Origin of the sequence: Runella defluvii (genome assembly GCF_014195535.1) — a bacterium.
Lineage (GTDB): Bacteria > Bacteroidota > Bacteroidia > Cytophagales > Spirosomataceae > Runella > Runella defluvii.
This window is the reverse complement of the sequence record NZ_JACIBY010000001.1, coordinates 660101-685367: the sequence shown is the minus strand read 5'-3', so window position 1 is coordinate 685367 and position 25267 is coordinate 660101. Positions and strand designations below refer to the sequence as shown.

At 46.5% G+C, this 25267-nt stretch carries 16 protein-coding genes; 7 read left to right on the top strand and 9 right to left on the bottom strand.

Annotated features, from left to right (window positions below):
- The first annotated feature begins 42 nt into the window (after nucleotides 1-42).
- The 5 genes from FHS57_RS02790 to FHS57_RS02770 all read left to right on the top strand — a co-directional run bounded on the left by FHS57_RS02790 (nucleotide 43) and on the right by FHS57_RS02770 (nucleotide 10350).
- Nucleotides 43-1125: an efflux RND transporter periplasmic adaptor subunit gene (locus FHS57_RS02790; RefSeq protein ID WP_183971316.1), complete on the top strand. Its 1083-nt coding sequence runs from the start codon at nucleotides 43-45 to the stop codon at nucleotides 1123-1125.
- Between the two features lie 27 nt (nucleotides 1126-1152).
- Nucleotides 1153-4317 carry an efflux RND transporter permease subunit gene (locus FHS57_RS02785; RefSeq protein ID WP_183971315.1) on the top strand — a complete coding sequence of 1055 codons (3165 nt, stop codon included), beginning with the start codon at nucleotides 1153-1155 and terminating at the stop codon, nucleotides 4315-4317.
- Entirely contained in the window at nucleotides 4317-5750 is a 1434-nt protein-coding gene (locus FHS57_RS02780; RefSeq protein WP_183971314.1) for a TolC family protein, read from the top strand. Before FHS57_RS02785 ends, FHS57_RS02780 begins: the two co-directional genes overlap by 1 nt.
- 88 nt (nucleotides 5751-5838) lie before the next feature.
- Nucleotides 5839-7761: a heparinase II/III domain-containing protein gene (locus FHS57_RS02775; RefSeq protein WP_183971313.1), complete on the top strand. Its 1923-nt coding sequence runs from the start codon at nucleotides 5839-5841 to the stop codon at nucleotides 7759-7761.
- 438 nt (nucleotides 7762-8199) lie between these two features.
- Complete coding sequence (locus FHS57_RS02770; RefSeq protein ID WP_183971312.1) at nucleotides 8200-10350, top strand: tetratricopeptide repeat protein; 2151 nt, start codon at nucleotides 8200-8202, stop codon at nucleotides 10348-10350.
- Nucleotides 10351-10395: 45 nt separating this feature from the next.
- Here the strand turns inward: FHS57_RS02770 and FHS57_RS02765 are convergent, their stop codons facing one another.
- From FHS57_RS02765 to FHS57_RS02745, 5 genes are all read right to left on the bottom strand, one after another.
- On the bottom strand, nucleotides 10396-11805 hold the full coding sequence (locus FHS57_RS02765; RefSeq protein WP_183971311.1) for a Gfo/Idh/MocA family oxidoreductase: 1410 nt from the start codon (nucleotides 11803-11805) through the stop codon (nucleotides 10396-10398).
- A gap of 10 nt (nucleotides 11806-11815) precedes the next feature.
- Complete coding sequence (locus tag FHS57_RS02760) at nucleotides 11816-12511, bottom strand: 3-keto-disaccharide hydrolase (protein WP_183971310.1); 696 nt, start codon at nucleotides 12509-12511, stop codon at nucleotides 11816-11818.
- Nucleotides 12512-12568: 57 nt separating this feature from the next.
- Nucleotides 12569-13978 (bottom strand): sensor histidine kinase, encoded by a 1410-nt coding sequence (locus FHS57_RS02755; protein ID WP_183971309.1) that lies wholly within the window; start codon nucleotides 13976-13978, stop codon nucleotides 12569-12571.
- Nucleotides 13979-13981: 3 nt separating this feature from the next.
- On the bottom strand, nucleotides 13982-15700 hold the full coding sequence (locus tag FHS57_RS02750; RefSeq protein ID WP_183971308.1) for a histidine kinase: 1719 nt from the start codon (nucleotides 15698-15700) through the stop codon (nucleotides 13982-13984).
- Nucleotides 15701-15853: 153 nt separating this feature from the next.
- Entirely contained in the window at nucleotides 15854-17278 is a 1425-nt protein-coding gene (locus tag FHS57_RS02745; RefSeq protein WP_183971307.1) for an aldehyde dehydrogenase family protein, read from the bottom strand.
- Nucleotides 17279-17413: 135 nt separating this feature from the next.
- On the opposite strand from FHS57_RS02745, the gene FHS57_RS02740 reads away from it, so the two are divergent.
- Together FHS57_RS02740 and FHS57_RS02735 are read left to right on the top strand one after the other, a co-directional pair.
- The gene (locus FHS57_RS02740; protein WP_183971306.1) at nucleotides 17414-18442 is read left to right on the top strand and encodes a helix-turn-helix domain-containing protein; all 1029 of its coding nucleotides are present in this window, start codon (nucleotides 17414-17416) and stop codon (nucleotides 18440-18442) included.
- Nucleotides 18443-18457: 15 nt separating this feature from the next.
- Nucleotides 18458-19261, top strand: a complete 804-nt coding sequence (locus FHS57_RS02735) for an SDR family oxidoreductase (RefSeq protein WP_183971305.1) — start codon at nucleotides 18458-18460, stop codon at nucleotides 19259-19261.
- Nucleotides 19262-19435: 174 nt separating this feature from the next.
- Here the strand turns inward: FHS57_RS02735 and FHS57_RS02730 are convergent, their stop codons facing one another.
- The 4 genes from FHS57_RS02730 to FHS57_RS02715 form a co-directional block, all read right to left on the bottom strand.
- Nucleotides 19436-21622 carry an FG-GAP-like repeat-containing protein gene (locus tag FHS57_RS02730; RefSeq protein WP_183971304.1) on the bottom strand — a complete coding sequence of 729 codons (2187 nt, stop codon included), beginning with the start codon at nucleotides 21620-21622 and terminating at the stop codon, nucleotides 19436-19438.
- 203 nt (nucleotides 21623-21825) lie between these two features.
- Nucleotides 21826-22740, bottom strand: a complete 915-nt coding sequence (locus tag FHS57_RS02725; RefSeq protein ID WP_183971303.1) for a S1 family peptidase — start codon at nucleotides 22738-22740, stop codon at nucleotides 21826-21828.
- A 113-nt stretch (nucleotides 22741-22853) separates the two neighbouring features.
- Nucleotides 22854-24464 (bottom strand): phosphoenolpyruvate carboxykinase (ATP), encoded by a 1611-nt coding sequence (pckA, locus tag FHS57_RS02720; RefSeq protein ID WP_183971302.1) that lies wholly within the window; start codon nucleotides 24462-24464, stop codon nucleotides 22854-22856.
- A 118-nt stretch (nucleotides 24465-24582) separates the two neighbouring features.
- Nucleotides 24583-25266: a potassium channel family protein gene (locus FHS57_RS02715; RefSeq protein ID WP_183971301.1), complete on the bottom strand. Its 684-nt coding sequence runs from the start codon at nucleotides 25264-25266 to the stop codon at nucleotides 24583-24585.
- Nucleotide 25267: the final 1 nt, after the last annotated feature.

Here is a 25267-nt window from a genome sequence, read left to right as displayed (position 1 = left end):
CACATTATTCCCCATTCTCCCTACACAAAACGTGAAATCAGTATGAATAAGACCCTCATGCTCGCAAGTTTCTGTGCCTTGTTGTGGTGTACAAGCTGCTCAGAAAAAGAAGAAGAGAAGGAAGAAATTACCAAGTTTTTGGTAACTACCCCCCTCAAAAAAGACACTACCATTACGAAAGATTACGTCTGCCAGATTCATGCCTTTCGTCACATTGAGCTCCGCGCTCAGCAGCGAGGCTACCTCCAAAACATTTACGTGGACGAAGGTCAGTTTATCAAAGAAGGCCAAATGATGTTCCAAATCATGCCCAAACTGTACGAAGCCGAGGTGCAAAAAGCCGAAGCCGAAGCTAAGTTTGTCAGCATCGAATACCGAAATACCAAACGCCTTGCCGATAGCAACATCGTAGCGCCCAACGAACTGGCGATGGTCAATGCCAAGTGGGACAAAGCCAAAGCCGAACTTGCCTTAGCCCAAGTTCACTTAGGTTTTACCAAAATCAAAGCACCTTTTTCGGGCATCATGGACCATTTCCAAGTACGCCCTGGAAGCTTGGTGGACGAGGGCGATTTGCTTACCACGCTCTCTGATAACAGCAAAATGTGGGTGTATTTCAACGTACCCGAAGCCGAATATTTAGACTTTAAAGCCAAAGCTCAAGACGGCAAAAAGATGTCAGTTAACTTGTTGATGGCTAATAATCAACTCTTTGGTCATTCGGGCATTGTCGAAACAATTGAAGCCGACTTCAACAACGAAACGGGAAACATCGCCTTTCGGGCTACTTTCCCCAACCCCAAAGGGCTGCTTCGTCACGGCGAAACAGGCAACATCCAAATGGTAGTTCCGCTTCGCAACGCCATCATCATTCCTCAGAAAGCGACTTTTGAAATTCTGGAAAAACGCTATGTGTATGTGGTAGGCAAAGACAATGTTGTCAGATCGCGCGAAATTAACATCGCCGCCGAAATGCCCGACCTCTACGTGGTGAAAGATGGCCTAGCCGCCGACGAACGCATCTTGCTTGAAGGTATCCGTAAAGTACACGACAACGAGAAGATTCACTTCGACTACCAAGAACCGCAAAAAGTGTTGGCCAATCTTAAAGTATATACCGAGTAACAGCCGTCCCCAAAACCTCGCACGAATATGTTTAGTAAATTCATACATCGGCCAGTACTTGCTATCGTCATCTCGCTGGTCATCATTTTTATGGGAATATTGGCTATCACTAGCTTACCCATCTCGCAGTTTCCCGAAATTTCGCCCCCAATGGTCATCGTACGGGCCTCTTACCCAGGGGCTAGTGCGAAGGTACTTACCGAATCGGTGCTGATTCCGATGGAACAGGCCATCAACGGCGTACCTGGCATGAAATACATGACTTCTGACGCCACCAGTGCGGGGGAAGCCAACATCCAGATTGTCTTTAACCTCGGCACTGACCCCGACCAAGCGGTCGTCAACGTCAATACGCGTATTGCACAGGTGCTCAACCGTTTGCCTATTTTGGTACAACGCGAAGGGGTCATCGTAAACCGCATCGTTCCCAACATGTTGATGTACGTCAACTTGTACAGCAAAGACCCCAAGGCCAACATGAAGTTTCTCTTCAACTTTGCGGGGGTAAATATGTTGCCCGAACTTCAGCGGATTACGGGAATTGGACAAGCCAGTATCTTGGGTAGTCGCCAGTACGCCATGCGGATTTGGCTCAAACCCGACCGTATGCGGGCTTATAATATTTCGGCCGACGAGGTGATGGAAGCCCTCAACGACCAGAGTGTGATTGGGTCGCCTGGGCGGATTGGCCGAAGCGACGGAAAACGCGCCGAAGCCTTGGAATACGTACTGACCTACCAAGGGCGTTTCAACGACGTGGAGCAGTACAAAAACGTGATTGTGAAGGCAAATCCTAACGGTGAAATTCTGAAACTGAAAGACATTGCTGAAGTGGAGCTTGGTAGCGAATATTATGACATTTATTCCAACCTCAACGGCTATCCATCGGCAGCGATTATGCTCAAGCAAACCTACGGAAGTAACGCCAGCGATGTCATTAAAAGCGTAAAAGCCAAACTGGACGAAATGAAGAAAACGTCGTTTCCGCCTGGCATGGATTACGAAATTAGCTACGACGTTTCGCACTTTTTGGATGCCTCCATCGAAAACGTCATTCATACCCTGCGCGATGCCTTTATTCTGGTGGCTTTGGTGGTCTTTATCTTCTTGGGCGACTGGCGCTCTACGCTCATCCCTACGCTGGCCGTGCCCGTATCGCTGATTGGTGCGTTTATCTTTATGCAGCTTTTTGGCCTGACCATCAACATGATTACGCTCTTCGCGTTGGTACTTGCCATCGGTATTGTGGTCGATGACGCCATTGTGGTCGTGGAGGCCGTCCATGCCAAAATGGAAGAAGAGCCGCACCTCACGCCTTACAAAGCCGTCAAGAAAGTACTTCGTGAAATCAGCGGTGCCGTTATTGCCATTACGTTGTTGATGACCGCCGTGTTTGTCCCTGTTGCCTTTATGACAGGCCCCGTGGGGATTTTCTACCGCCAGTTTTCGATTACGATGGCTACGTCTATCGTCATTTCGGGGCTGGTAGCGCTTACCCTTACGCCTGTGCTTTGTGCCATGATTTTGAAAAACCACCACGGCCACAAACGCAAGAAAACCATCATCGACCGCTTCATTGATGCATTCAACCGAGGTTTCGAGAAACTGACGGGTCGGTACGTGGGGCTTCTGCGCCTCATCGTCAACCGCCGCATGGTGACTTGGGGAATCTTGTTGGCGTTTGGAATTGGAATTTTCGGAATTACGGCCAAACTCCCCTCGGGCTTTATTCCGAGCGAAGACCAAGGCATGATTTACGCCATCGTACAAACGCCGCCTGGCTCGACCTTGGAACGCACCAACGACATTACCCGCAAACTCCAAGCCATTGCCGAAAAAGTAGAAGGAATTCAGTCGGTTTCGGCTCTTGCGGGCTACGAAGTCCTTACCGAAGGGCGGGGGTCAAACGCGGGTACGTGTTTGATTAACCTCAAGCCTTGGAACGAACGTAAACACACCGTCAATGAGATTATTTATGAATTAGAAGAAAGAGCCAAAGTAATCCCTGGGGCAACCATCGAATTTTTTGACCCACCAGCCGTACCAGGCTACGGAGCTGCGGGTGGTTTTGCGCTGCAATTGTTGGACAAAACCAACACGGGTGATTACAAACAACTCGAAAAAGTCAGCTCCGACTTTATGAGTGAACTCAAAAAGCGGAAAGAACTGACGGGCTTGTTTACCTTTTACAGTGCCAATTACCCCCAATACGAACTCGAAATCGACAATAAATTGGCCATGCAAAAGGGAGTTTCGATTGGCAACGCCATGAATACCCTCTCCATCTTGATTGGTAGTACGTACGAACTCGGTTTTATTAAGTTTCAGCGTTTCTTTAAGGTGTTTGTGCAAGCATCGCCCGAATACCGCCGACTCCCTGACGACATTATGAACCTGTACGTTAAAAATAAGTACGACGAAATGGTACCATTCTCGGCCTTTATGCGCATCAAAAAATCGCAGGGCGCCAACGAAATCAACCGCTATAACATGTACACCACTGCGGCTTTCCGTGGGGCACCCGCCAAAGGGTACAGTAGTGGGGAGGCCATCAAGGTGATTCAGGAAGTGGCCAAGAAAACCCTTCCACGTGGCTACGACATCGACTGGGGTGGGTTGTCGAAAGACGAAGTAATGCGGGGCAACGAGGCACTTTACATCTTCCTCATCGTATTGGCCTTTGTCTATTTTGTCCTTGCTGCCCAGTATGAGAGCTTTATTCTGCCGCTGGCGGTGGTCTTCTCGCTGCCTGCGGGGGTCTTCGGTTCTTTCCTACTCATTAAAGTGATGGGACTTGCCAACGACATTTATGCCCAAGTAGGACTGGTGATGTTGGTTGGGTTGTTGGGGAAAAACGCGGTCTTGATTGTGGAGTTTGCCGTTCAGAAACACAAAGAAGGATTCACCGTTTTGAACGCCGCCATCGAAGGGGCCAAGGTACGTTTCCGCCCCATTTTGATGACGTCTTTTGCCTTCATTGCGGGGTTGATTCCGCTTGTGCTTGCCACGGGTGCAGGGGCCATCGGAAACCGTACAATTGGTTCGTCGGCACTAGGAGGAATGCTTTTCGGGACTGTATTCGGCGTGATTATCGTTCCTGGGCTGTACTTTATTTTCGGAAAAATAGCCGAAGGTCGTCAGTTGATTAAAGGCGAAAAAGAGAATCCGTTAACCGAAGAAATTGAGCACTAATGTTTAAGAAAATCATCATACTCGGTCTTGGAGTTGCGGGGTTAACGTTGGCCATTTCGGGCTGCAAAACCCCAGCGCTGGTCACCAGAACCGAACGAAACACCTTACCTGCGAGTTTTAATAACTCGCAGGACTCGACCAGCAGCGCCACGATTCGATGGAAGGAGTTCTTTACCGACCCTTACCTCACCGCACTGATTGACAGCGCCTTGCAAAACAATCAGGAACTAAACATTACGATGCAGGAAATCGAAATGTCGCGCAACGAAATCATGGCCCGTCAAGGGGAATACAAACCTTTTGTGGGCATCCGTGGCAGTGCGGGTGTGGACAAAGTGGGGCGCTATACCAACATCGGAGCCAGCGAAGCCACCACCGACATCAAACCTGGCCGAGAAACCCCCGAACCGTTACCCAATTTTCTGGGAGGTCTTTTTGCTACGTGGGAAATCGACATTTGGCATAAACTCCGCAATGCCAAAGATGCCGCCGTGCATCGGTACTTGGCTAGTGGTGAGGGTAGAAATTTCATGGTGACCAACTTAATTGCCGAAATTGCTACTTCGTACTATGAGTTGTTGGCACTTGACAATCAATTGGCGATTATTCACCAAAACATTGATATTCAGAACAATGCCCTTCGTATTGTGCGCCTTCAAAAAGAAGCCACCAAGGTAACAGAATTGGCCGTACGGCGGTTTGAGGCTCAGGTATTAAACACCCAAAGTTTGCAATACAACATCCAGCAACGAATCATCGAAACCGAAAACCGCATCAATTTTTTGGTGGGACGCTATCCCCAAACCGTGGCGCGTAGTTCACAAGATTTTAGCAATTTAGTCCCCACGACCATTCATACGGGCTTGCCTTCGCAGTTGTTGGCCAATCGCCCCGACATTCGTCAGGCAGAGCAGGAATTGGCCGCCAACAAACTCGATGTGCAAGTGGCCAAAGCCCGTTTTTATCCTTCGTTGGGCATTTCGGCAGGACTGGGCTATCAGGCTTTTAATCCGCTTTATTTGTTAAAAACACCCCAATCGCTCCTTCTTTCTTTGGCGGGGGATTTGGCGGCACCGTTGGTCAATAAAAACGCCATCAAAGCCTCGTATTTCAACGCCAATGCCAAGCAGATTCAGGCCGTGTACAACTATGAACGTACGTTGTTAAACGCCTACATTGAAGTGGCCAACCAAATGGCCAAAATAGGTAATTTGGAAAAAACGTACGACACAAAATCAAAAGAGGTTCAGGCACTTACGCAGTCCATCACGATTTCAAACAACCTGTTTAGCTCGGCCCGCGCCGATTACATGGAGGTATTGCTGACACAACGCGACGCCATAGAATCGCGGTTTGACTTGGTCGAAACCAAGATGCAACAGATGAATGCCGTTGTGAATATTTACCGCGCCCTGGGCGGGGGTTGGAATTAATTTATTTTCCGTGGTCAGTATGAAAAGGTTTTTTTTGCCATCTATTGTAGCGACGTTGCAGTGCAACGTCGCTACAATCAAAAGACCAATGAAACACCTTTTCACCACCCTCTTAATCGGTTGGACGGCCATCGCCAGCGCCCAAGTAACCCAACGTAACCTGCTCGGTACGGCCTATTCGCTTGAGGCCGTCAAGCAGTCGCTCCTCCCCCAAGCACAATTTAAACCCTACCCCAAAACCGCCGCCGAATGGCAATCCCAGCTTCCCGATAGTGTGGTGGCACGGGTGATAAAAGCGGGAGAAGTTGTCTTGAACTACAAATTTGAAGCCATTCCAGCCAGCGTTTCGATGGATTTTGTACGCTCAGGCGACCGCGAACGCCACGGTAAACTCTCGTACGGAAAACGTAACGCCCTCATTGACCTTGTTTTGGCCGAAAGCGTCGAAGACAAAGGCCGTTTTACGGAAGCCATTTTCAACGGCGTTTGGTCCATTTGTGAGGAAAGTTTTTGGGGCGTTCCTGCCCACATTAGCGGTACAGGTCTGCCCAACGTCGAAGACCCCGTCGTGGATTTGTTTGCGGCCGAGACCGCAGCCGTACTTTCTTTCGCCGACTATTTTGTGGGTGAAAAATTAGACAAAATCAATAAACTTATCCGCAAGCGAATTTACGTTGAAACCAATCGTCGGTTGTTTGTTCCCATGATTCAAAACCCCGACCGATACGGTTGGATGAGCAAGAAAAATGCCGTCAACAACTGGAATCCGTGGATTATGTCCAACTGGATGACGGCGGCGCTGTTGTTGGAAAAAGATGAAAAACGCCGCGCCGAACAGCTCTACGCAGCCATGCTCGGATTGGATTTATACCTCAACGGCCTCGGCGAGGATGGCGGCTGCGACGAAGGCCCAAGTTATTGGTTTGCGGCGGGCGCCTGTGTATTTGACTGTTTGGAATTACTCGAATCCGCGACTCAAAACAAAGTAAGTGCGTACCAACAGCCGCTTGTTCAAAAAATGGCGTCGTACGTATTCAAAACCCACATTGCGGACGATTACTTTGTCAACTTTGCCGATGCCGACCCCAAACTCAAGCCCGACGGCATTATGTTGTATCGTTTTGGCAAAAAAATCAACGATGCTCAACTCATGCAATTTGGTCTATGGGCAACTGAAAAATACCCCTTGGCAGTGTCTAACAACGGCTTTCACCGCATGCGTCGCATCCAGAACTTACTTACTATCAAAGAATTACCTTCCACCAAAGCGACGTATCAACCCGTCAAAGACGCTTGGCTCGGCGATATTCAAGTACTAACGGCCCGTAGTTCCAACGGTCTGTATTTGGCTACCCACGGCGGGCACAATGCCGAAAGCCACAACCACAACGATGTGGGCGATTTTCTACTTTATGCCAACGGTGAGCCTGTTATCATCGACGCAGGTCGCGGCAACTACACCGCCCGCACTTTTTCGTCGAAGCGGTACGAGCTTTGGTTTACCCAATCGCAATACCATAATTTGCCCATTGTCAACGGACTAGGACAACTTGCGGGACGCACCTACGAAGCGCATAACGTCAAAAGTACCATCAACGAAAAAGAAGCAACTTTGTCGATGGACATTGCGCCTAGCTATGCCAAAGAAGCGGGGATTCAGGCTTGGAATCGCTCGGTGAAGCTCAATCGCGTAAAAAATGTTGTCGAAATAAACGATGATTTTGCGTTGGCGCAAAAACCCACTTCGCTCCAGCAAATTTTTATGACGGTTTGCGACACGGATTTAACCACTCTTGGCAAAATCAAATTGACTACTCCCAAAGGCCAAACCTTTGTTATTCAATACGATAACAAACTTTGGGACGTATCTGCCGACCTCCCCTCCACCGACGGAATGGAGTACGTTAGTTTCAAAACCAAATGGGACAATCGCCCCGTGCGTCGATTGATTCTTTCGCACAAAGCACTGCCTCAGAAAGGAAAATCGACATTTTTAATTATGCCGAATTAGGTACATTGTTTGCTACTTTTTTTAAGTTTTACCCGCAGATTAAGAGCCGCAGATATTCGCTGATGAAAATAGCTTCATTAAGTCATTTATCAGCGAATATCTGCGTTTGTATTATTCTGCGCGCTTCTGCGGGTAAAAAATGAAATTATGTATTAAGCCTAGTATTTCCCCTTTTTTCATCGTCGATGTAGCTAAATAGGCGCTAAAGTCAAAACTTAGCGTTAACTTTACTTACACATTCTACACCAAAGGACCAAAACAGCTGTTTTTGACGCCTTATTGCTCATTTTTTTCCCTCAAGTGGCTAATCATGGCATGGTTCGTGTAAATGAAATTAAGTTAGTTACATTGACGATTGGTATGGAGATGCTGACTTTTAGGTTTACTTTACTCCTTTTTATAGTTGAATTTGTACTTGGCACACGGTCTCAAGCGTGCGTGGTAGATTCTTCTAATACGGGGTCGTCAGCGCATTCAACCAAGAAAATTACGGTAGCTCCCCCCAAAAAAAATAGTCCTCAAAACCCCAAGCGGTTTCCTCAACTCAACAACGGTGGCATTCAGTACGCTTACAATCAGCGGTACCAAAGTGCGCAGTCGATGTTTCTGCAAGCCCAAGAATACCAAGCCAACAACGACACCCTATTATACAATCTCGCGCTTGTCACTGGCGTGTTGAAAGAATACGACACCGCCCTGCAACTACTGACTCAGACTGGAGCTGGGCGGCGTTATTTGCACAATAAGGGCGTTTGGGAAGCTCAAAAAGGCAATATTCAACAGGGCTTGGCCACGTGGGAACACGCACCTCCTAGCGATACCCTCATTTTTAACATCGCATTGGCCCATTACAAATTGGGCGATTTGCAGCAGTCGCAAGATTGGAGCAAACGAATTGGGTTTGCCAAAGCGGCCGAATTTCACGAATTGGCCGCCAACGTTCATTTTAAACTTGGCGACTACAAACAAGCCGAACGCCTCTACGAAAAAGCCGACAAGCTTGCCACGCGCGTGGGCAAGCATCCAAGCGGGCCTCGCTTTTTGGTACAGCGCGGGAATAGCTCGCTGGCCTTGGCCGAATACACCACAGCCGAGGGCCTTTACCGCGAATACCTTGCTACCAAAGACCCTTATTATCGCTTTGCGGCAAGGCTGGGTTTGGGGCACGCGCTTTATCGGCAACGTAAGTACCAAGAAGCTGTATTGGAGTACGACGCGGCTTGTCGGCTCAATGATTTTTCGGCCGAAGCGTGGCTAAGTTTGGGCAATGCGTACGTCGGCACCAATGGGCAACGTCAGGCGCAAAAAGCGTACGAACGGGCGTTGGATTTAGATTCTACCCAAAAACACGCGTGGCTTGGTTTAGGCATTATTTATTATCGACTCCAAAACTACGGGGAAGCGGTATGCTGCTTTGAGCAAGCGGGTGAAATTTTGAATGCCAAAAACCCACATCATGCCGATTTTTTTGCCGCACGGGCATTTTGTCGGCTCTATTCTCACCAAACAGCCTTGGCAAAAGATGACGTTCAAACGGCGGTGCAACTTTCGGGCAAAGGACTACTTCCGTGCTTGGCCATGAGCGAGTATTGCCGCATCGAAGGGTATTTTTTGACTTCCTTAAAATGGCTGGAAAGAGCCATTCGGGCCAACCCCGAAATCAGCGTTCGGATGCTCGTCAATCGAGGGAATATTTACCTCAAATGCAACGAGTACCAGCAGGCCCTCGACGACTTCACCCACGCCCACGCCCTCGACCCAAGCAATATCAACGCGAGCAACGGGTTGGGCGTTTCGTACCTCAACATCGACGACATCGACCGCGCGAAGGTGCTCTACGATAGCCTTTTGCGAAAAAAGCAATTGCCGATGTTGTACAACAACCGTGGGATTGTTCAGTCGTATATGTCATTGCGTGAACGCCACAACCGCGACCAAGCCGAAGAAGCCAAGTTTTCCGACTTATCGCTCAAAGATTTTGAAAAAGGCTTGGAAATTGATTCTACCAAAAAGGCGTACAATGTCAACATTGGGAATGTCTTCAAAAACCGCAACGAGGAGTCATCGGCCATTGCGCATTATCAATTGTATTTAAGCAAAAACGCCATCAACAACATGGGGGTTTTGTTTGCCAAAGACACCCGCAAAGACTTTTCGAAGCACTACATCGACATTGCCATTACCTACGACTCGTCAAACACGATTTATTTGTACAATCGCGCCAAACTTCACCACGATCATTTTAAAGAACAGTTTTTCCGCCGCGCCGATTTTCAACAGGCGTTTAAACTAAAACCTACCCAAGACATCAGCCTCAAGTACAGCCCCGATGGGTTTATTACGATTTTCTTGTTTGATTACGAATTTGAGACGTACCATTTTCCTGGTGACCCGCTGTTCGACATTCATCCTCAGCCGATTAATGACTTTGCTTTTTTGCCGTCGTTGGATTTTATTCCGATGAAAGAAGGGGGAGAAATTAGGACGCGAAACGGAAAAGGAGGGTATTTGGTCACGAAAAACCAACTTCAATTTCGACCCGCTTCGCGCAAACAACGTGGGCGAACAAAATGCCCTAAGATAAGATAACACCTTCCCGAAAGTTTTGAACTTTCGGGAAGGTAAACCTCACACTTAAATCCGATAATAATCCTCCCAGCCTTTGCGCGGCGGAATGCCTGTGAGCATCGCGTTGGCAAAAGAATGATTGGTAATGGTTTTTGTCGTACGGTCAAACAACAGTTTCGTGTTCAGACGCTGCGCCATCACGCCCAACGCAAATACCTGACACAACGGCCCTGCGATTTCAAACGGTGAACGCGTTTTTTCTTCTCCTTGACAGGCCAACAAGAAATTCTTGAAGTGGTTGGACGGGCTGGCTGGCACCACTGGCAGTTTTGACTGCATTTCCACCGCTTTTTCTTTCGGAATAATACTCAACGTACTTCCGTGCGAACCACCCTTGAAAATGAGGTCTTTTGAATAAATAATCTTGCCTGGGTTCAAGGTCGCCGCCTTGATTTTCTGTCCTGCTACCACTGGAATATTCGGGTCAAGTTCTGACAAACCGTATCCGTCGGGCAGCGGTGGCTGGTTATTCACCCCATCGTACCACGTAATATCCACGGCTGGCATTCCTTTGCGCTCAGGAAAGCGGAACAAAAGCGTCGATGACATTGGGAAGAAGTAGTCGTTGTGTCCGTCCAACTTCACCGCAGTCACTTCGTTAGGCAACCCAAGGTCGAGGAATTGGTGCGCCGTATCCAAGATGTGTGCGCCCCAGTCGCCCAAAGCACCCATCCCGAAATCGTACCAGCAGCGCCAGTTTCCGTAGTGGTATTTTTCATTAAAATCGTGGTACATCGTGTTCAAATGCCACGTATCCCAATCCAACGTTGACGGAATGGGCTGAGCTTCGGGGTATTTTGAAATCTTAGGATCCCAACCGTGCCATCTGCGGGCCGAGTTCATGTGGGCCGTAATTTTGGTTACGTCTTTGATGATACCCGCATCTTTCCATGCTTTAAACTGGAAATAATTGGCCTCCGAGTGCCCTTGGTTTCCCATTTGGGTCACCACTTTTGGGTTTTTCTTGGCCAACTTCATCAACAATTCCGATTCGTGGAAAGTCCGTGCCATTGGTTTTTCAACATAGACGTGTTTTCCCAACGACATCGCATGGACGGCCACTACGTAGTGGGCAAAATCAGGAATTCCGATAGAAACCGCCTCAATCTGATTTCCCATGCTGTCGAACATCTTACGGAAATCTTGGAACTGTTTGGCATTGGGAAACATGGCCGCAATCTCTTGCGTATGCTTGGCGCCCATGTCGATGTCGCAAAGCGCCACAATCTCAGCTAAGCCCGTTTTGTTGAGTTCTTTGATAATTTCACTCCCACGGAAGCCAATCCCGATACACGCCAATTTGACTTTTTCGCCTTTTCGTGCTGGATTTGTCATGATGCTTGGGCTCAATTGCCCCAAAGCTAGGCCCGAACCCGCAACCCCTGCTTTTTTTATAAAATCCCTTCTCGTTGTCATTTGGTAACGATTATTTTTTTTCTAAAATCTTAATGTTTTTAAACCATACTTCGTCTCCGTGGTCTTGGAGTAAAATCGGAGCTTCGGTAGCATTGCCAAAATCGGCGTACTTTTTGTATTTGCTGTAGTTGACCAACGCCCGCCACATCTGGTTGTTGCGGTCGTATTCCACTATTTTCACGCCATTGAGCCAGTGTTCTACGTGATTGTTATTCACAACAATCATGGCCGTATTGAAGTCGTCCTTTTTAAGTGGTTTTTTGGGGTCGGCCGTAATCAAGTCGTACAAAGAACCCAAGGTACGGTTGCCCTCCACGCCTGCTTTGGCATCGGGGTGTTTGTCGTCGTCCAACACTTGGTATTCGCAACCAATTCCCGACGAATTTACGAAGTACTTGATGCCGCTGTTGGCACCTTCGGTCAGTTTGAAGTCTATTTTTAGGACAAAGTTTTTGTACTTATTCGTCGTAATAATATCGCCTCCTCGGGCGCTTTTCAAGACTTTCAACACACCACCTTCCGTTGACCAACCTGTGGCAGGAAACCCGTCAGCTTTTGTGCTTTTCCAGCCAGCGTTGGTTTTTCCGTCCCAAAGGAGTTTCCATCCTTCGGTTTTTTCCTTCTTCGTCAGGGTATTGTCTTCCGATTGGGCGTACGAGAGTGACGTACAGAACAATAAAGAAGCCAACAAACTTTTAACTTTCATGCTTTCTTAGATTAATATTTACCCTAAGAAGGCATTTTTGGCCAAATGATACTGCAATCAGAGCGGAATTTTAAGTTCTACGCGCGTGCCTCGAGGGTTTCCCTGCTCGTCCATCAAGTCGATGGTAATGGCACTAACGGCCTGGGTACGGTTGGCATTGAGGAGGCGAATCCGACTATCGGTAAAAGAAGTACCGCGCGAAATGTGCGCGCGACGGCGGTGGGAGTTGATGTACGCAGCGGCCTCGCGGCCAATACCGTTGTCTTCAATGACGCACAACAAATCATCAAACTGTCTCAGAATAACCACTTTAAGCTGCCCTCCACCCTCTTCTTTCGGACGAAGCCCGTGTAAGATGGCGTTTTCGATGTAGGGTTGGAGCAACATCGGCGGAATCTCCGTCCGCTCGGCATCAATGGTTTCGTCAATGTCGATGAGGTACTCAAATTTATTTTCAAATCGAAGCCGCTCTAAATCAATATAATACGACAACGCCCGTGTTTCGTCGGCCAGCGCCACGCGGTCATTCACCGAGTTTTCCAGCATCTGACGAATCAGTTTTGAGAATTTTGCTAAATAATTCAGCGACTCTTTGGTCTCTTGTTTGAGGATAAAATGCTGAATCGACCCCAGTGCATTGAACAAAAAATGCGGATCCATTTGGGCCTTCAATGCCTGCAAACGCAGGTCGTGGTTGATGTGCTCAATGTCCAAGCGCTGGCGCTCAATTTCCTCGTTTTGTTGGCGAAGCAACGCGTTGGTATCGTCCAACACTGCCCGCTGACGATCGGTTTCGTCCAACGCTTTTGTCAGCTTTTGCTGATTGCCACGATTAACCAGTTGAAGATAAATAAACGCCACCGTCAGCATAACCATGCTCCAAATGATACCCATGTGTGCTACGTACGGGTTGTCGTAGTGGGCATCGTTGGCAATCCAGGCCGACCGAGGAATTAAGTCTGTCACGTAGTCAAACGACAGCACCGTCAGAAATACCCACCCAAGCCCAAGCAGCATTTGAAACCACTCGGTGATTTGAAAAAGTAAAATAGGCAGGATAATCATGGCCATAAACGAAATTTTGGCCGCCGATGCAGGGCCTTCGGTTAGCAATCCAGCACCTATCAAATTGAACACAGGCGGCGTGAGCACAAACCACCACCGCGCCGTCGAGTACCACCCCAAACGATTGATAAAAATGGGTATCAAATAGCTCAGAATCGCTAAAAAATGCAGAATGAAGACATCCAGTACTTGAATGTAGTTGAACAACGGCCCAATAAGCATCAAACTAACTGTTGCCGCCAAGCGGTTGGTCAGTTTCACTTTGTTTCTACGGTCTTCGGAAAGCGCGTCGGTAACGCCTTGTCTCGACACCCAACGCCATAAGGGACGAACCCAACGGACCAAGGTCTGTGAGAGGGCATTTTTCTTGGCATTTAACGATTCCGAAAGCGCTTTCAACATACATTATGATTTTAAAACACGATAACGGATTTCGTAACGGTTAGGGACAGACGTCGAAACCGTAATCGTACCTGCTTGGGCTGCGTTGTAAAGCTCCATCCGTTGCCACATCAGGTTCAATGAAGCGTTGTCCGTCTCTGATTTATTGCTGATTCCCACTAAAGGCTCTCCCGTTGGCGCATTTACTTCAATGCACCCCACAATGTACCCATTCTTATAATCAAAGCCAATTTGCAGAAAACCATCGTTGTCTTTTCTAACCAAAATACCGCGGTGCAAGGCAGTTTCAATCAACGGGTATATCAACAACGTCGGAATCTGCCAATCTTTGACGGCTTGGTCATACTGCACTTCAAAGCCAAATTTGTCGGCATAACGGATTTTTTCCAATTGCAAGCACTGCGTCATCAACTGACATTCTTCCTCTACCGTACAAAAGGTTGTTTCGGATTGCTGCAACAAATTATTCATACATTCCGACAGCGCCGTCAGGTACGCCAGTGTGCTTTTTCGTTCGTTGATGCTTACAAAATACCGAAATGTATGCAGTGCATTGAACACAAAATGAGGAGTTGTTTGCGACTGCAACACCCGTAGCTGCAAATCCCGATTGATGCGTTCTATCTCGCTTTTTTGGGTCAAAATCAACTCGTTTTGCGTTCTCAACACTTCCGAATAGTGCTTTTTGCTACGATATCGAAGATAAAATACAAACATCAATACCAATGCGAACACACCCGTCAGCAGAAGAATGTTCCGAACGTCACGCTGAAACTCTGACTCCTGAGCGGCTTCGATGACGCGTGCGGCAAACAAGTCTTTCTCAATTTGTAATAACTCCAAATCGTTTTGATTTCGCATCGAATCGTTCATCACGTTTAGAAACACCAATTTCCACATGTGAGCGCCCAAATACTTACGGGCGATTTGCTCAAAATCACGCTGAAAATCAGCACTTTCAAAGTACGCATCGACGGGCTCTTTCCAATCACTTTTTTGAGGATAAATCCCCGCAAAACCTGGACGTTTTACGGCCCACACGGGCTGGCGTTTGACTTTGAGGCCACGCTGGAGCGCCACAATGTATATCGACAATGGCAGATACCCAAACGCTTTCTCATCTTGGGAAATGGCCTCGGCAATTTCATAATCGTTGTTTTTGAACGTTGTCGCCACCTGAGGAATCCGCGAGCGAAGTTTGGCCAGGTCTTCAGCCATCGTGGTGTTGTTCATCGCAAAGCTGTGCATCTGTTTGGCACCGTCTAAAAACGCTTCGGGCGATTTGTACAATGCTCGGTTGGCGTGTGTCACGAGCACGTTGAGGTCGGGCATGTAGGGTGGGGTAAATTGAAGAAACTTGACCCGCTCGGCGGTGATTGAGATGTACCCCCACGCAAAAACCCCTGCTTGTTTACTGTTTTTGATGGCCGCAATCATCTGCTGAAAATCGGGGTTTTCCACCCAGTTCACGGCCAATTTTAGCCCGTATTTTTTTTCGGTAAAACGCACAAATGCTTCCATCACTTCGTACTCCACGCCCATCAGCCGCCCATCCGAAGCCTTAAACACAAACGGGTCGATGCCGTTCCAAAGCGACGTGACTGTTCCTTGTTTATTGCGCAGTACTTCTTTCCACGAATCACCCTGATACGAGGCTGTTATCTGCGCAAAAACACTCAGTTTCCACAGCACAGCCAGCCCTATCAGTAGCACTTTTTTCATTGATTTCGGTTCGCGATTTTGGAGTTTTATCTTAACCTCCAAAAATACCAAAACCCAGCGAGACCATTGGCATATATATACGTAAAATGCCCCGAAAAGGGGCATCCACTTATTTAGCGTAACAAATACGTCTTTTTCCGAAAAAATAATCCCCTAAAAATACTTAATGAATAGCTCAATGAGCTTCTTGACTTTGTCAGTATAAGGCGGATAAATAAACTTCATCGTTCCAAATTGTCGTTTGGTTACGCCCCGCAGGTTGCTCATTTCTTGAAACCCAAAAAAACCATTCGACTTTCCAATTCCGCTGTTGTTTACGCCCCCAAAAGGCACTTCGGCGTTGCTAAACTGCAACATCATGTCGTTGATGACGGTATCGCCCGCCGTGGTATTGTTCAGAAAATAGTCGATGCTCCGTTGACTGTTACTGTGAATGTACAAAGCCAGCGGTTTTTCTTTACTGTTAACGTATCCAATCACCTCCTCTTTGTCGCGGTAGGTCAATACAGGCAACACAGGCCCAAAAATCTCCTCTTGCATCACTTTCATGCTATCGTTGACGTGGGTAAGGAGCGTTGGTTCAATGAAGTTTTGGTCAGCAATGGTCGCCCCGCCCACTTCAATTTTAGCGCCCTTTTCTACGGCGTCGTTCAGATACCCTTTGATGCGCTGAAAATGGCGTTGGTTCACAATGCGGGCGTAGCTATCGGAGGCTTCCACTTTGTTGCCATCTGAGGCATACATCTTTTTGACAACTTCGCGATAGGCATTGACAAATGCGTCTTTTTTCGACTCATGAATCATCACGTAATCGGCCGCAATGCAGGTTTGGCCGTTGTTCAAACATTTACTCCAAGCCGTCATTTCAGCCGCTTTCTGAATATCAGCCGTTTCGTCGATGATATTAGGCGATTTTCCTCCTAACTCCAGCGTCACCGATGCCAAATGCTCAGCCGCAGCCCGCATCACTATTTTACCAATGGAAGGCGCGCCCGTAAAAAAGATATGATTAAATGGTAGTTTCAACAGCTCCGTGGCCACAGCGGCATCGCCTTCTACCACCGCCACTTCGTTTTCATCAAACAATTCACCAATCATTTTTTTGATAAATCCCGAGGTATTGGGCGTCATTTCTGAGGGTTTGATGATGGCGACATTCCCCGCCGCAATGGCCGATACCAACGGCTTAATGGCCAACGAAAGCGGGTAGTTCCAGGGAGAAATAATGAGTACATTTCCCTTGGGTTCGTGTTTGATGTAGCTTACGGTGCCTATCATCCCCATGGGCGTCGAAAGCCGTTGCGGCGCCATCCAACGTTTCAGGTTTTTGCAAGCAAATTTTATCTCCGACGTAATGCTATAAACTTCTCCCAAAAGCACTTCAGAAGCTGGTTTTCGGAAGTCATCGTACATGACTTTTTCCACTTCTGCTTGGTGTTCCATCAAATACGCCTGAATCTTTTCGAGTTTTTCTTTCCGCTCATTGGCGTCCGTAAGAGCAATGTAGGCAGCTTTACGCCGCTGTTTTTCAAAAATACGCTTACAGCCCTCATGGACTATTGGTTCTTGAACTATCATAGGTTTTTGGTCAAAAAGGTTAGGTTAAGTCAGCGTTGGGTAAGTACAAAAATACAATTTTTCAGCAGGATAGTTACATATTTTTAGTAAAACAGAAATTTATCTACTTTTACTAAAATTTTTATCAAAATCGCCATGAGCATTGTCAGCGACAACATGAAATACTTGCGGAAATTGCACGGAATGACGCAAGACCAATTTGCCCGCCGAATTGGCATAAAACGGGCTTCTGTGGGCGCTTACGAGGAACAACGCGCCAATCCCAACATCGACGTTTTGAAGGTAATGTCGAAGTTGTTCAATGTTTCTGTGGACGATTTGCTAAAAAAAGACCTTCGGAAAATCCGCGAAACACCGAGTCTTATTCCCATCGACAAACCAGCGGTTTCGTCGTTGGTATCGGAGCCTCAAGAAAAAGAGCCACAGACACTTTCGAGCATTTTTGACCAGTTTTATGTGCCGCCTACGTCCACGCAGCCGCGTCCACAGCCTGTGCCTGTAAGCCCACCCGCTGCCGTAGCACCGCCCGTGATTGAACCTCCCAAACCACCGAGCCCACCCAGTTATTCGGCGCCCGTTACCCCACCACCTGTTGTACCGACTTATGCCCCAGCGACGACGTTCAACAACAATTATGACGGCGGTTCGGCTACCATTGTCCAAACACCGAGTGCGTACGACAAGCCAAATCCACAGGCGATTCCTTACGTTCGGCAGTCGCAAATGAAGGAGTACATTGATAAATTTTCGCAAAACGATTACGTCAAACGTCTTCCTTCTTTTGAATTTCCCCTTTTGCCCAACGGCAGTTACCGTGCCTTTGAAGCGGGCGACGATTTTTCGTACGTCAATTCGTTTTTGGTGGGTCAACAAATCAGCAATTGGTACGACATCGCCGACGGGAAAATGTACGTCTTGGTAGCGCGCAATTTGGGCGTCGTTTGCCGACGAGTTTATAACCAAGTAAAAATCAAAGGAACACTTTTACTGAGTTCAGATAAAGTAAACATTCCTACCTTTGAGGTACCCATCAAGGATGTACTGGAAGTGTGGGAAATCAAGGCATTTTTTAGCACAGTTTTGCCCGAGCCTACCGTTTCGCTTGACCATCTTCGGTATTTAGTGAATCAAATGCACGAAGAACTGAACCAAATTAAGAAATAGATGGGTTGTTAATACATGTCTAAAGTTATTCTCATTACTGGAGCTTCGACGGGGATAGGTCGCACTACCGCCGAGTACTTAACGAATCTAGGGCATCGCGTGTATGGCACCAGTCGCAAACCCTTCAACGAGGTCGTTTCTTTTCAAACGGTTGTGATGGACGTCACCGACGATGCCTCGGTACAAAGCGCCATCGCCCACGTTTTGCAACGTGAACAACAAATCGACATCCTCATCAACAATGCAGGGTTGGGAATTATTGGCGCCCTTGAAGAGGTTCCCGAAGAAATGATTCAACGAGTTTTTGACACCAACGTTTGGGGACTTTTGCGGGTTTGTCGCGCCGTGTTGCCCGCCATGCGCCAACGCCGCAGTGGGCTTATCATCAACGTAGGCTCGATTGCAGGCCGCATGGGCTTGCCTTTCCGTGGCATTTATAGCGCCAGCAAAGCCTCGGTAGAAATCCTGACCGAAACCCTCAGCATTGAACTCAAACCGTTTGGTATTGAAGCGTGTAGCGTATTGCCTGGCGACGTCCGCACCAACATCAACGCCAACCGTTTGGTGGCGCACAGCCCTTCCAATTCGCCTTACCGCGCTTACGTGGACGACATGAATGCCAAGGTAAAGGCCGAAGTAAGCGAAGCCGCCGAACCAATGTACATTGCCGAAACGATTGAGAAAATTATCAACGCAAAGTCACCCAATATTTATTACGTAGCAGGGCCATTCCTCCAGCGCGCCTCGTTATGGCTCAAGCGCTTCCTACCCAGCCGCATTTTTGAGTACTTGCTTCGCGAAAATTATGGAATGAAATGATGTAGAATGACGAATGAGCGAGTTACGAATGACGAATGAGGCAATTACGAGTTATAATAATCTTGGCGGGTCTTGCCTATTTTTGAAATAATTTCAAATTGTTATATAATATAATTAAAATATAGACAAAGTCTTTTTTTTATACCTCTTCAAAAAAGGAGACTTATTAGCTATCTATTTGGAATTACAGCCCCCAATATACGCCTCAAATACGTTACCAGTAGCCGAAAACCCTGGTTTGAAAATTATAGATTCTTCAGCTTTAATCCTCACATCAGTGTTAGAAATTTTACTAATGATAGAAATTTTGCCCGCTTGATATACTGTTGTTTCTGATATAGAATAATTATCAATATCCAGTTTGGGTTGCCCAGATACCGAAATACTAACGTGTTCTGATAGTTTTCGACTACAGCCATTCGCGTCACTAACACCATCAAGCGTGTATTTGAAAGTTCCAGAAGTTTGAGTGTTATGGGAAATACTAATAGAAGTATTCATGCCAGTAGTAGTCATTTTTACATTACCCCATCCATTTGCCCCATACGTAAATGTATAAGGAGGCATGCCACCACTACCTGTATAAACAACATTAAGAGGAGGATCTCCCTTACAAACCATCGTGGTACCAGTAATACTCGCTTTTGGAGCAGGGTTGACCAATATGTCCACCTCCCCTTTAGAAAAACCCGTTGTTTGAACCGAATTGTCAGGGTAAGTGACTGATACTAAACTATAAGTATTTTTAGGGGGGACGGGATTAGTAAATACGTCAAAAGGGATTCCGTTTGTGACGTCAGTAACCGTTCGATTAGTTACTCCGTCATTATATACGATTGTATAGGGACCAGAACCTGCATTGGAAGTCCAAGTTAATTTGCCTATTTGTGATTCACAAAGAGGACCGTTTGCTGCTACTCCTCCTTGTGGTATCGTTTGTCTGTACACTGATATATTTTCAGTGTTACTATTTGATACTACTAAATCCGATTTTCCATCACCGTCTAAATCTCCAATTGTTGAAAAGAAAGAAAAAGTCCATTGAGAATTGGGATTCGCCAATGTGGAGAAATCTACTTTGGGGGCTAAATTCACAGTGCCAGGGGTAGATAAATTACGAAAAATAGAAACGGTGTTACTTAAACGGTTAACAACTGCTAAATCGGGTTTTCCGTCCCCATTAATATCACCAATTGCAACGGATTGAGGCGAAATACCAGTGTAAAAAATTTCTCCAAATGCAAAACTGAGGGTGGTTGAAACAGAGGTATTTCGATAAATGGATAATGCTCCTCCCTGATACGTCTCATTTACTGCAACTAAGTCTCGCTTACCGTCACCATCAATATCTATTGATGTAACAGTTACATTCGCTCTGATTGGCCCTGTTTGATAGGATACTCCTTTATCAAAGCTGAGTGTCCCCAAAACAGAAGTGTTACGCATCACTTGTCCGACCGAAATTAAATCAGGTTTCTCATCACCATCTAAATCTCCAAGTTCAGAAAACCATACTGCAAAATCTCTTCTTGATGCAAAATTGATAGTACCTGACGTAGAAGTATTATATAGTATCGAACTAACTGCATTTTCGCCATCCGAACCAATGAAAATTTGGTCATTTCTTACAACTAAATCGGATTTACCATCACCATCTATATCGCTTATGGATACTAGATAAGGGTATGGTCCTGTGGAAATATCTATTTGGGGGGCAAAACTTACCAAACCCGCAACGGATGTATTTCTAAGAATGGATACATGACTCGAATTCTGACTCGTAAAGGCTAAATCTAGTTTGCCATCCCCATCTATATCGCCAATACTTAATGAAGTAAGTTTTGCATCAATTTTAAAGTCAATTTTAGGAGCAAAGCTAATCGTACCAGAAAAGCCTGTGTTACGGAATATTGATATACTATTATTCCCTTCATTAACTACAACTAAATCAAGCTTTCCATCGCCATCTAAATCACTCACTTTTAGCAACTTAGGAGTTAATCCAGTGGCATAATCTTGTTTATTTTCAAAAGCAATTTTTCCTGCAAAAGTGGTAATAAAAGGTTTAGCAGAATAAGCTGTTAGATTATTTATTAAATTAGTAACTGATATATTCTGGTAGGTAGCTCCACTTGGCACCGTGACAGTCAAACTGTTAGGACTCGCGACCAAAATATTGGCTTTCGTTGCACCAAAAAATACAACATTATTGGCAGGGGTAACATCAAAACCTGAACCCGTGATTATGACACTTGTGCCAATGGGACCAGAAGTAGGCGAAAAAGTGGTAATAATGGGGGCTTGTGCCTTGATATTCTGCAAGGTCACTATCACGAGCAATAATAGTAGCACATTTTTCATAATAGAAATGGTTGCTGGTGTGTTTACGTACTGTTACAAAAGCACAATTCTCAAGTTATTAACACAAATATATAACCAATTAACAAATTTTTTTAGTTAATATCCAAAAAGCAGAAAATGAGCTTACTCATTTTCTGCTCATCAACAACTTATTTATTGCATTCTCTCTGGCCTCCTATTCGTAACTCGCTCATTCGTCATTCCTAATTCAAATTTTCCCTAAAGGCTTTTTTCGTGTAAAACTTCACATTGTGTTGGCGAAGAAACTCCTTGATGATGTCGGCGCTAATGCAAACGCCTACGTGCAAAAAGGGATGATTAGAAATCTTGGCGCGGTGGGTTCCCCCTACCCAAACGTCGTGATTGACCATGTCAAACCCCATGTGCAAGTGCCGAGTCGATTGTTGCATTCCGTAAACGGTCCCTTCGGTATCAAACAACGGGCCACCACTTTGTCCTACCAATCCTGGGGTACTCATTTCAATCGCAAAAGGAGTTCCTGACTCATCGGCAATGTATCGAGTGACAATTCCATCAATGGGAAACGAAGGAGTTACTTGGTTATGGGTACGAACCCACTCAATGTCGTCTAAATCTGAATTGTAGCGAAAGTTGGTGTATTCGGCAAACGGATACCCCAAGCGGCACAATGACTTTCCAGGCTTCGCACTGGCTCCATCGGCGACAAATTCGGCAGGACGTTGAAAAAACTTTTGCCCCGTTCCCTCAAAACGCAAAAGTGCTAAATCGTATTTTGGGTGGTACGTAACGTGGATTTGGGACAGACTTTCAAAGCAATTGATAAAATCGAATTTTTGCCCAATGACTGTCCCCAACTTCATATTAAACTGGTCTTCCAATCGTTGTCGCAAATAGTCGTGCTGAGGCTCGCGTAAAATTTTACGGTATTCCGCCATAAAACGTGCATAGTGCTGCTGGATAGCTCCCACGTTGACAATCAAGTCGGCTACGTGCTTGCAAGTGATGGCATCGCCATTTTCATTGATAAAAAACAAGGTCGCAGCACCAGGTCTGATTTCGGCTTGGTTATATAAACGAGTGATAATATGAATAGGTCGAGTAAACTCACTAACGCGTTCGATGGCTTTTACAAACATTTTTTCTCTCAGGTATAAAGTTATGGCAAGGTATAGTACAATTCTCGTACCACAAAAAAGCCCTCAGCGAGATTTCTGAGGGCTTTGGGAATTAAAAAAGAGGAAGAAAATCGTTAGGCCAACGGCGCACCCGCTAAGATTTGCGGACTTGCGTAATCGCTGTATTTAGCAAAGTTACTGCGGAACAAATCGGCAAGGTGCAAAGCGGCGTGGTCATAGGCTTCGGCATCGGCCCAAGTCGCACGTGGGTTAAGCAATTCGCTAGGTACATTTGGACACGTTTCGGGCATTTCAAAGCCAAAAATCGGGTGTTTTACGTAGTTTACCGCTTCCAAATCGCCTTTTAATACCGCCGTTATCATCGCCCGCGTATAGGCCAGTTTCATCCGCTCACCTTCGCCATAGCCACCGCCCGTCCAGCCCGTGTTAATCAGCCAAACGTTTACTTGGTGTTGGTTAATTTTTTTACCCAACAAATCAGCATAACGCGTTGGGTGAAGTGGTAAAAAAGCTGCTCCAAAACAAGCTGAAAAAGTAGCTTGTGGTTCTTTGATGCCCATTTCAGTGCCTGCTATTTTGGCAGTATATCCCGAAATAAAATGATACATCGCCTGACCTGTCGTCAGTTTTGAAATCGGTGGCAGTACGCCAAACGAATCTGTGGCCAAGAAAAAGATGTTCTTAGGCGCGTCTCCCCGCGACGGCTGCATGATGTTCGGAATGTAGTCAATGGGGTAGGCAGTGCGGGTATTTTGCGTCACCGAGCTATTGGTATAATCAACGGTGCGCGTTCCTTCGTAAAAGCGGGTATTTTCGACAATCGTCCCAAAACGAATCGCGTTAAAAATCTCAGGTTCGCGCTCTTGGGTCAGGTTAATGACTTTGGCATAACACCCTCCTTCAAAATTAAACACCGTGTCGCCCGTCCAGCCGTGCTCGTCGTCCCCAATTAACGAGCGGTTGGGGTCGGCCGATAAAGTGGTTTTTCCCGTCCCCGACAAGCCAAAGAAAACGGCCGTATCGCCTTCTTTGCCGACGTTGGCCGAGCAGTGCATCGACAACGTGCCGCGTTCGTGGGGCAATTTGTAGTTTAGCACCGAAAACACCCCTTTTTTCATTTCGCCCGCGTAGCCCGTTCCCCCAATCAAAATCACATTTTTGGTCAGGTTTAGAATGGCAAAATTTTCGCTGCGGGTTCCGTCAACGAAGGGGTCGGCTTTAAATTCGGGGATATTGATAATGGTAAACTCTGACTCAAACTGGCTCAATTCTGTTTCAGAAGGGCGCAAAAACATGTTATGACAAAACAAATTGTGCCACGCCCAGGTGTTGACCACGGTCAGATTGAGGCGATAATCGGGGTGGTCGCACACGTAACCTTGACGAACGTACACCGTTTTATCCTCCAAAAAGTCCAGCATTTTTTTGTGTAAAGCATCAAACTTTAGGGCGTCAAACGGGGTATTGATGTCGCTCCACCAAACCGAGTGTAATGTTTTCTCGTCGTTGACGATGTAGCGGTCTTGCGGTGAGCGTCCTGTAAATTCGCCCGTATCGGCCATGAGTGCCCCTGTATCCGTAAGGTGGCCTTCGCCGTTGAGGAGCGCGTGTTCGACCAACGTCGCTGGTGGTAAATTGAAATGAAATTTGTTGACCCGTTGTAGTCCTAACGAGTCGCGAACCTCTTCGGTATCGACGAGGACGCGTTCCAAAATTGCAGTCATTTTAGTATGTTGTGTTGATGAAGTGGAAGGGGTTAAACTAACCACTACAAAAGTACACAGCAACCGTAATTATAAAAATAACCGCTGGCGTTTTTTACAATTTTTGACCATTATTTCATCATCGATTTAAAATTTTCTTCAACTCCTTCACATTGCCAATAATAATTAAGCGATCACCAGGCCGCAGTTCGGTTTCGGCATCAATCTCTAGGTTGAGTTTTTTAATTTTTCGGGTATTTCCCCAGAGGCTTTTTTCATTTTTAACCTGCACGTACGCTACTACTTTTAGCTCTTTGGCCTGCGCCAGCTCCGTTTCAGCTAATTTTTGGTAATAAAACTTTTGGGGAATCGACAATTCCATCATCGACGAATTATCACAAATCTGCACAGAGTTATCAACCAATGGCAAGGTTAACTTATTGGCGACTCGTTCGGCAGCATCTTCTTCGGGAAAAAGAATTTCGTCCACGCCCAAGGCTTCAATCACCGTTCGATGCACATCGTTGAAAGCTCGGCTTATGAGTTTTTTTACATTTTGTTGTTTCAGCAACGCCGTAATCAGTACCGAAGCCGCAAAGTCTTCCCCAATCGCCACCACTACCACATCCATTTCTTTCAGCGGGACGGTGTGGAGGTTGGTCGCGTCTGTGCAGTCCATACAAACGGTATGCGTGATTCTATTTTTGAGGGATTCGACTTTATTGAGGCTAATATCGGCTCCAATCACCTCATGCCCCATGTCGGTAAGCCGAATGCTGAGGGTAGAACCAAAATTCCCAAGACCTACTACAAAAAACTTCATG

What these genes read in the sequence shown, in the direction of transcription:
- FHS57_RS02790 (WP_183971316.1), top strand. Translation starts at nt 43, where the DNA reads ATGAATAAGACCCTCATGCTCGCAAGTTTCTGTGCCTTGTTGTGGTGT.
- pckA (WP_183971302.1), bottom strand. Translation starts at nt 24,464, where the DNA reads ATGACTGCAATTTTGGAACGCGTCCTCGTCGATACCGAAGAGGTTCGC.
- FHS57_RS02765 (WP_183971311.1), bottom strand. Translation starts at nt 11,805, where the DNA reads ATGACAACGAGAAGGGATTTTATAAAAAAAGCAGGGGTTGCGGGTTCG.
- FHS57_RS02760 (WP_183971310.1), bottom strand. Translation starts at nt 12,511, where the DNA reads ATGAAAGTTAAAAGTTTGTTGGCTTCTTTATTGTTCTGTACGTCACTC.
- FHS57_RS02715 (WP_183971301.1), bottom strand. Translation starts at nt 25,266, where the DNA reads ATGAAGTTTTTTGTAGTAGGTCTTGGGAATTTTGGTTCTACCCTCAGC.
- FHS57_RS02730 (WP_183971304.1), bottom strand. Translation starts at nt 21,622, where the DNA reads ATGAAAAATGTGCTACTATTATTGCTCGTGATAGTGACCTTGCAGAAT.
- FHS57_RS02775 (WP_183971313.1), top strand. Translation starts at nt 5,839, where the DNA reads ATGAAACACCTTTTCACCACCCTCTTAATCGGTTGGACGGCCATCGCC.
- FHS57_RS02735 (WP_183971305.1), top strand. Translation starts at nt 18,458, where the DNA reads ATGTCTAAAGTTATTCTCATTACTGGAGCTTCGACGGGGATAGGTCGC.
- FHS57_RS02785 (WP_183971315.1), top strand. Translation starts at nt 1,153, where the DNA reads ATGTTTAGTAAATTCATACATCGGCCAGTACTTGCTATCGTCATCTCG.
- FHS57_RS02725 (WP_183971303.1), bottom strand. Translation starts at nt 22,740, where the DNA reads ATGTTTGTAAAAGCCATCGAACGCGTTAGTGAGTTTACTCGACCTATT.
- FHS57_RS02745 (WP_183971307.1), bottom strand. Translation starts at nt 17,278, where the DNA reads ATGATAGTTCAAGAACCAATAGTCCATGAGGGCTGTAAGCGTATTTTT.
- FHS57_RS02755 (WP_183971309.1), bottom strand. Translation starts at nt 13,978, where the DNA reads ATGTTGAAAGCGCTTTCGGAATCGTTAAATGCCAAGAAAAATGCCCTC.
- FHS57_RS02740 (WP_183971306.1), top strand. Translation starts at nt 17,414, where the DNA reads ATGAGCATTGTCAGCGACAACATGAAATACTTGCGGAAATTGCACGGA.
- FHS57_RS02750 (WP_183971308.1), bottom strand. Translation starts at nt 15,700, where the DNA reads ATGAAAAAAGTGCTACTGATAGGGCTGGCTGTGCTGTGGAAACTGAGT.
- FHS57_RS02780 (WP_183971314.1), top strand. Translation starts at nt 4,317, where the DNA reads ATGTTTAAGAAAATCATCATACTCGGTCTTGGAGTTGCGGGGTTAACG.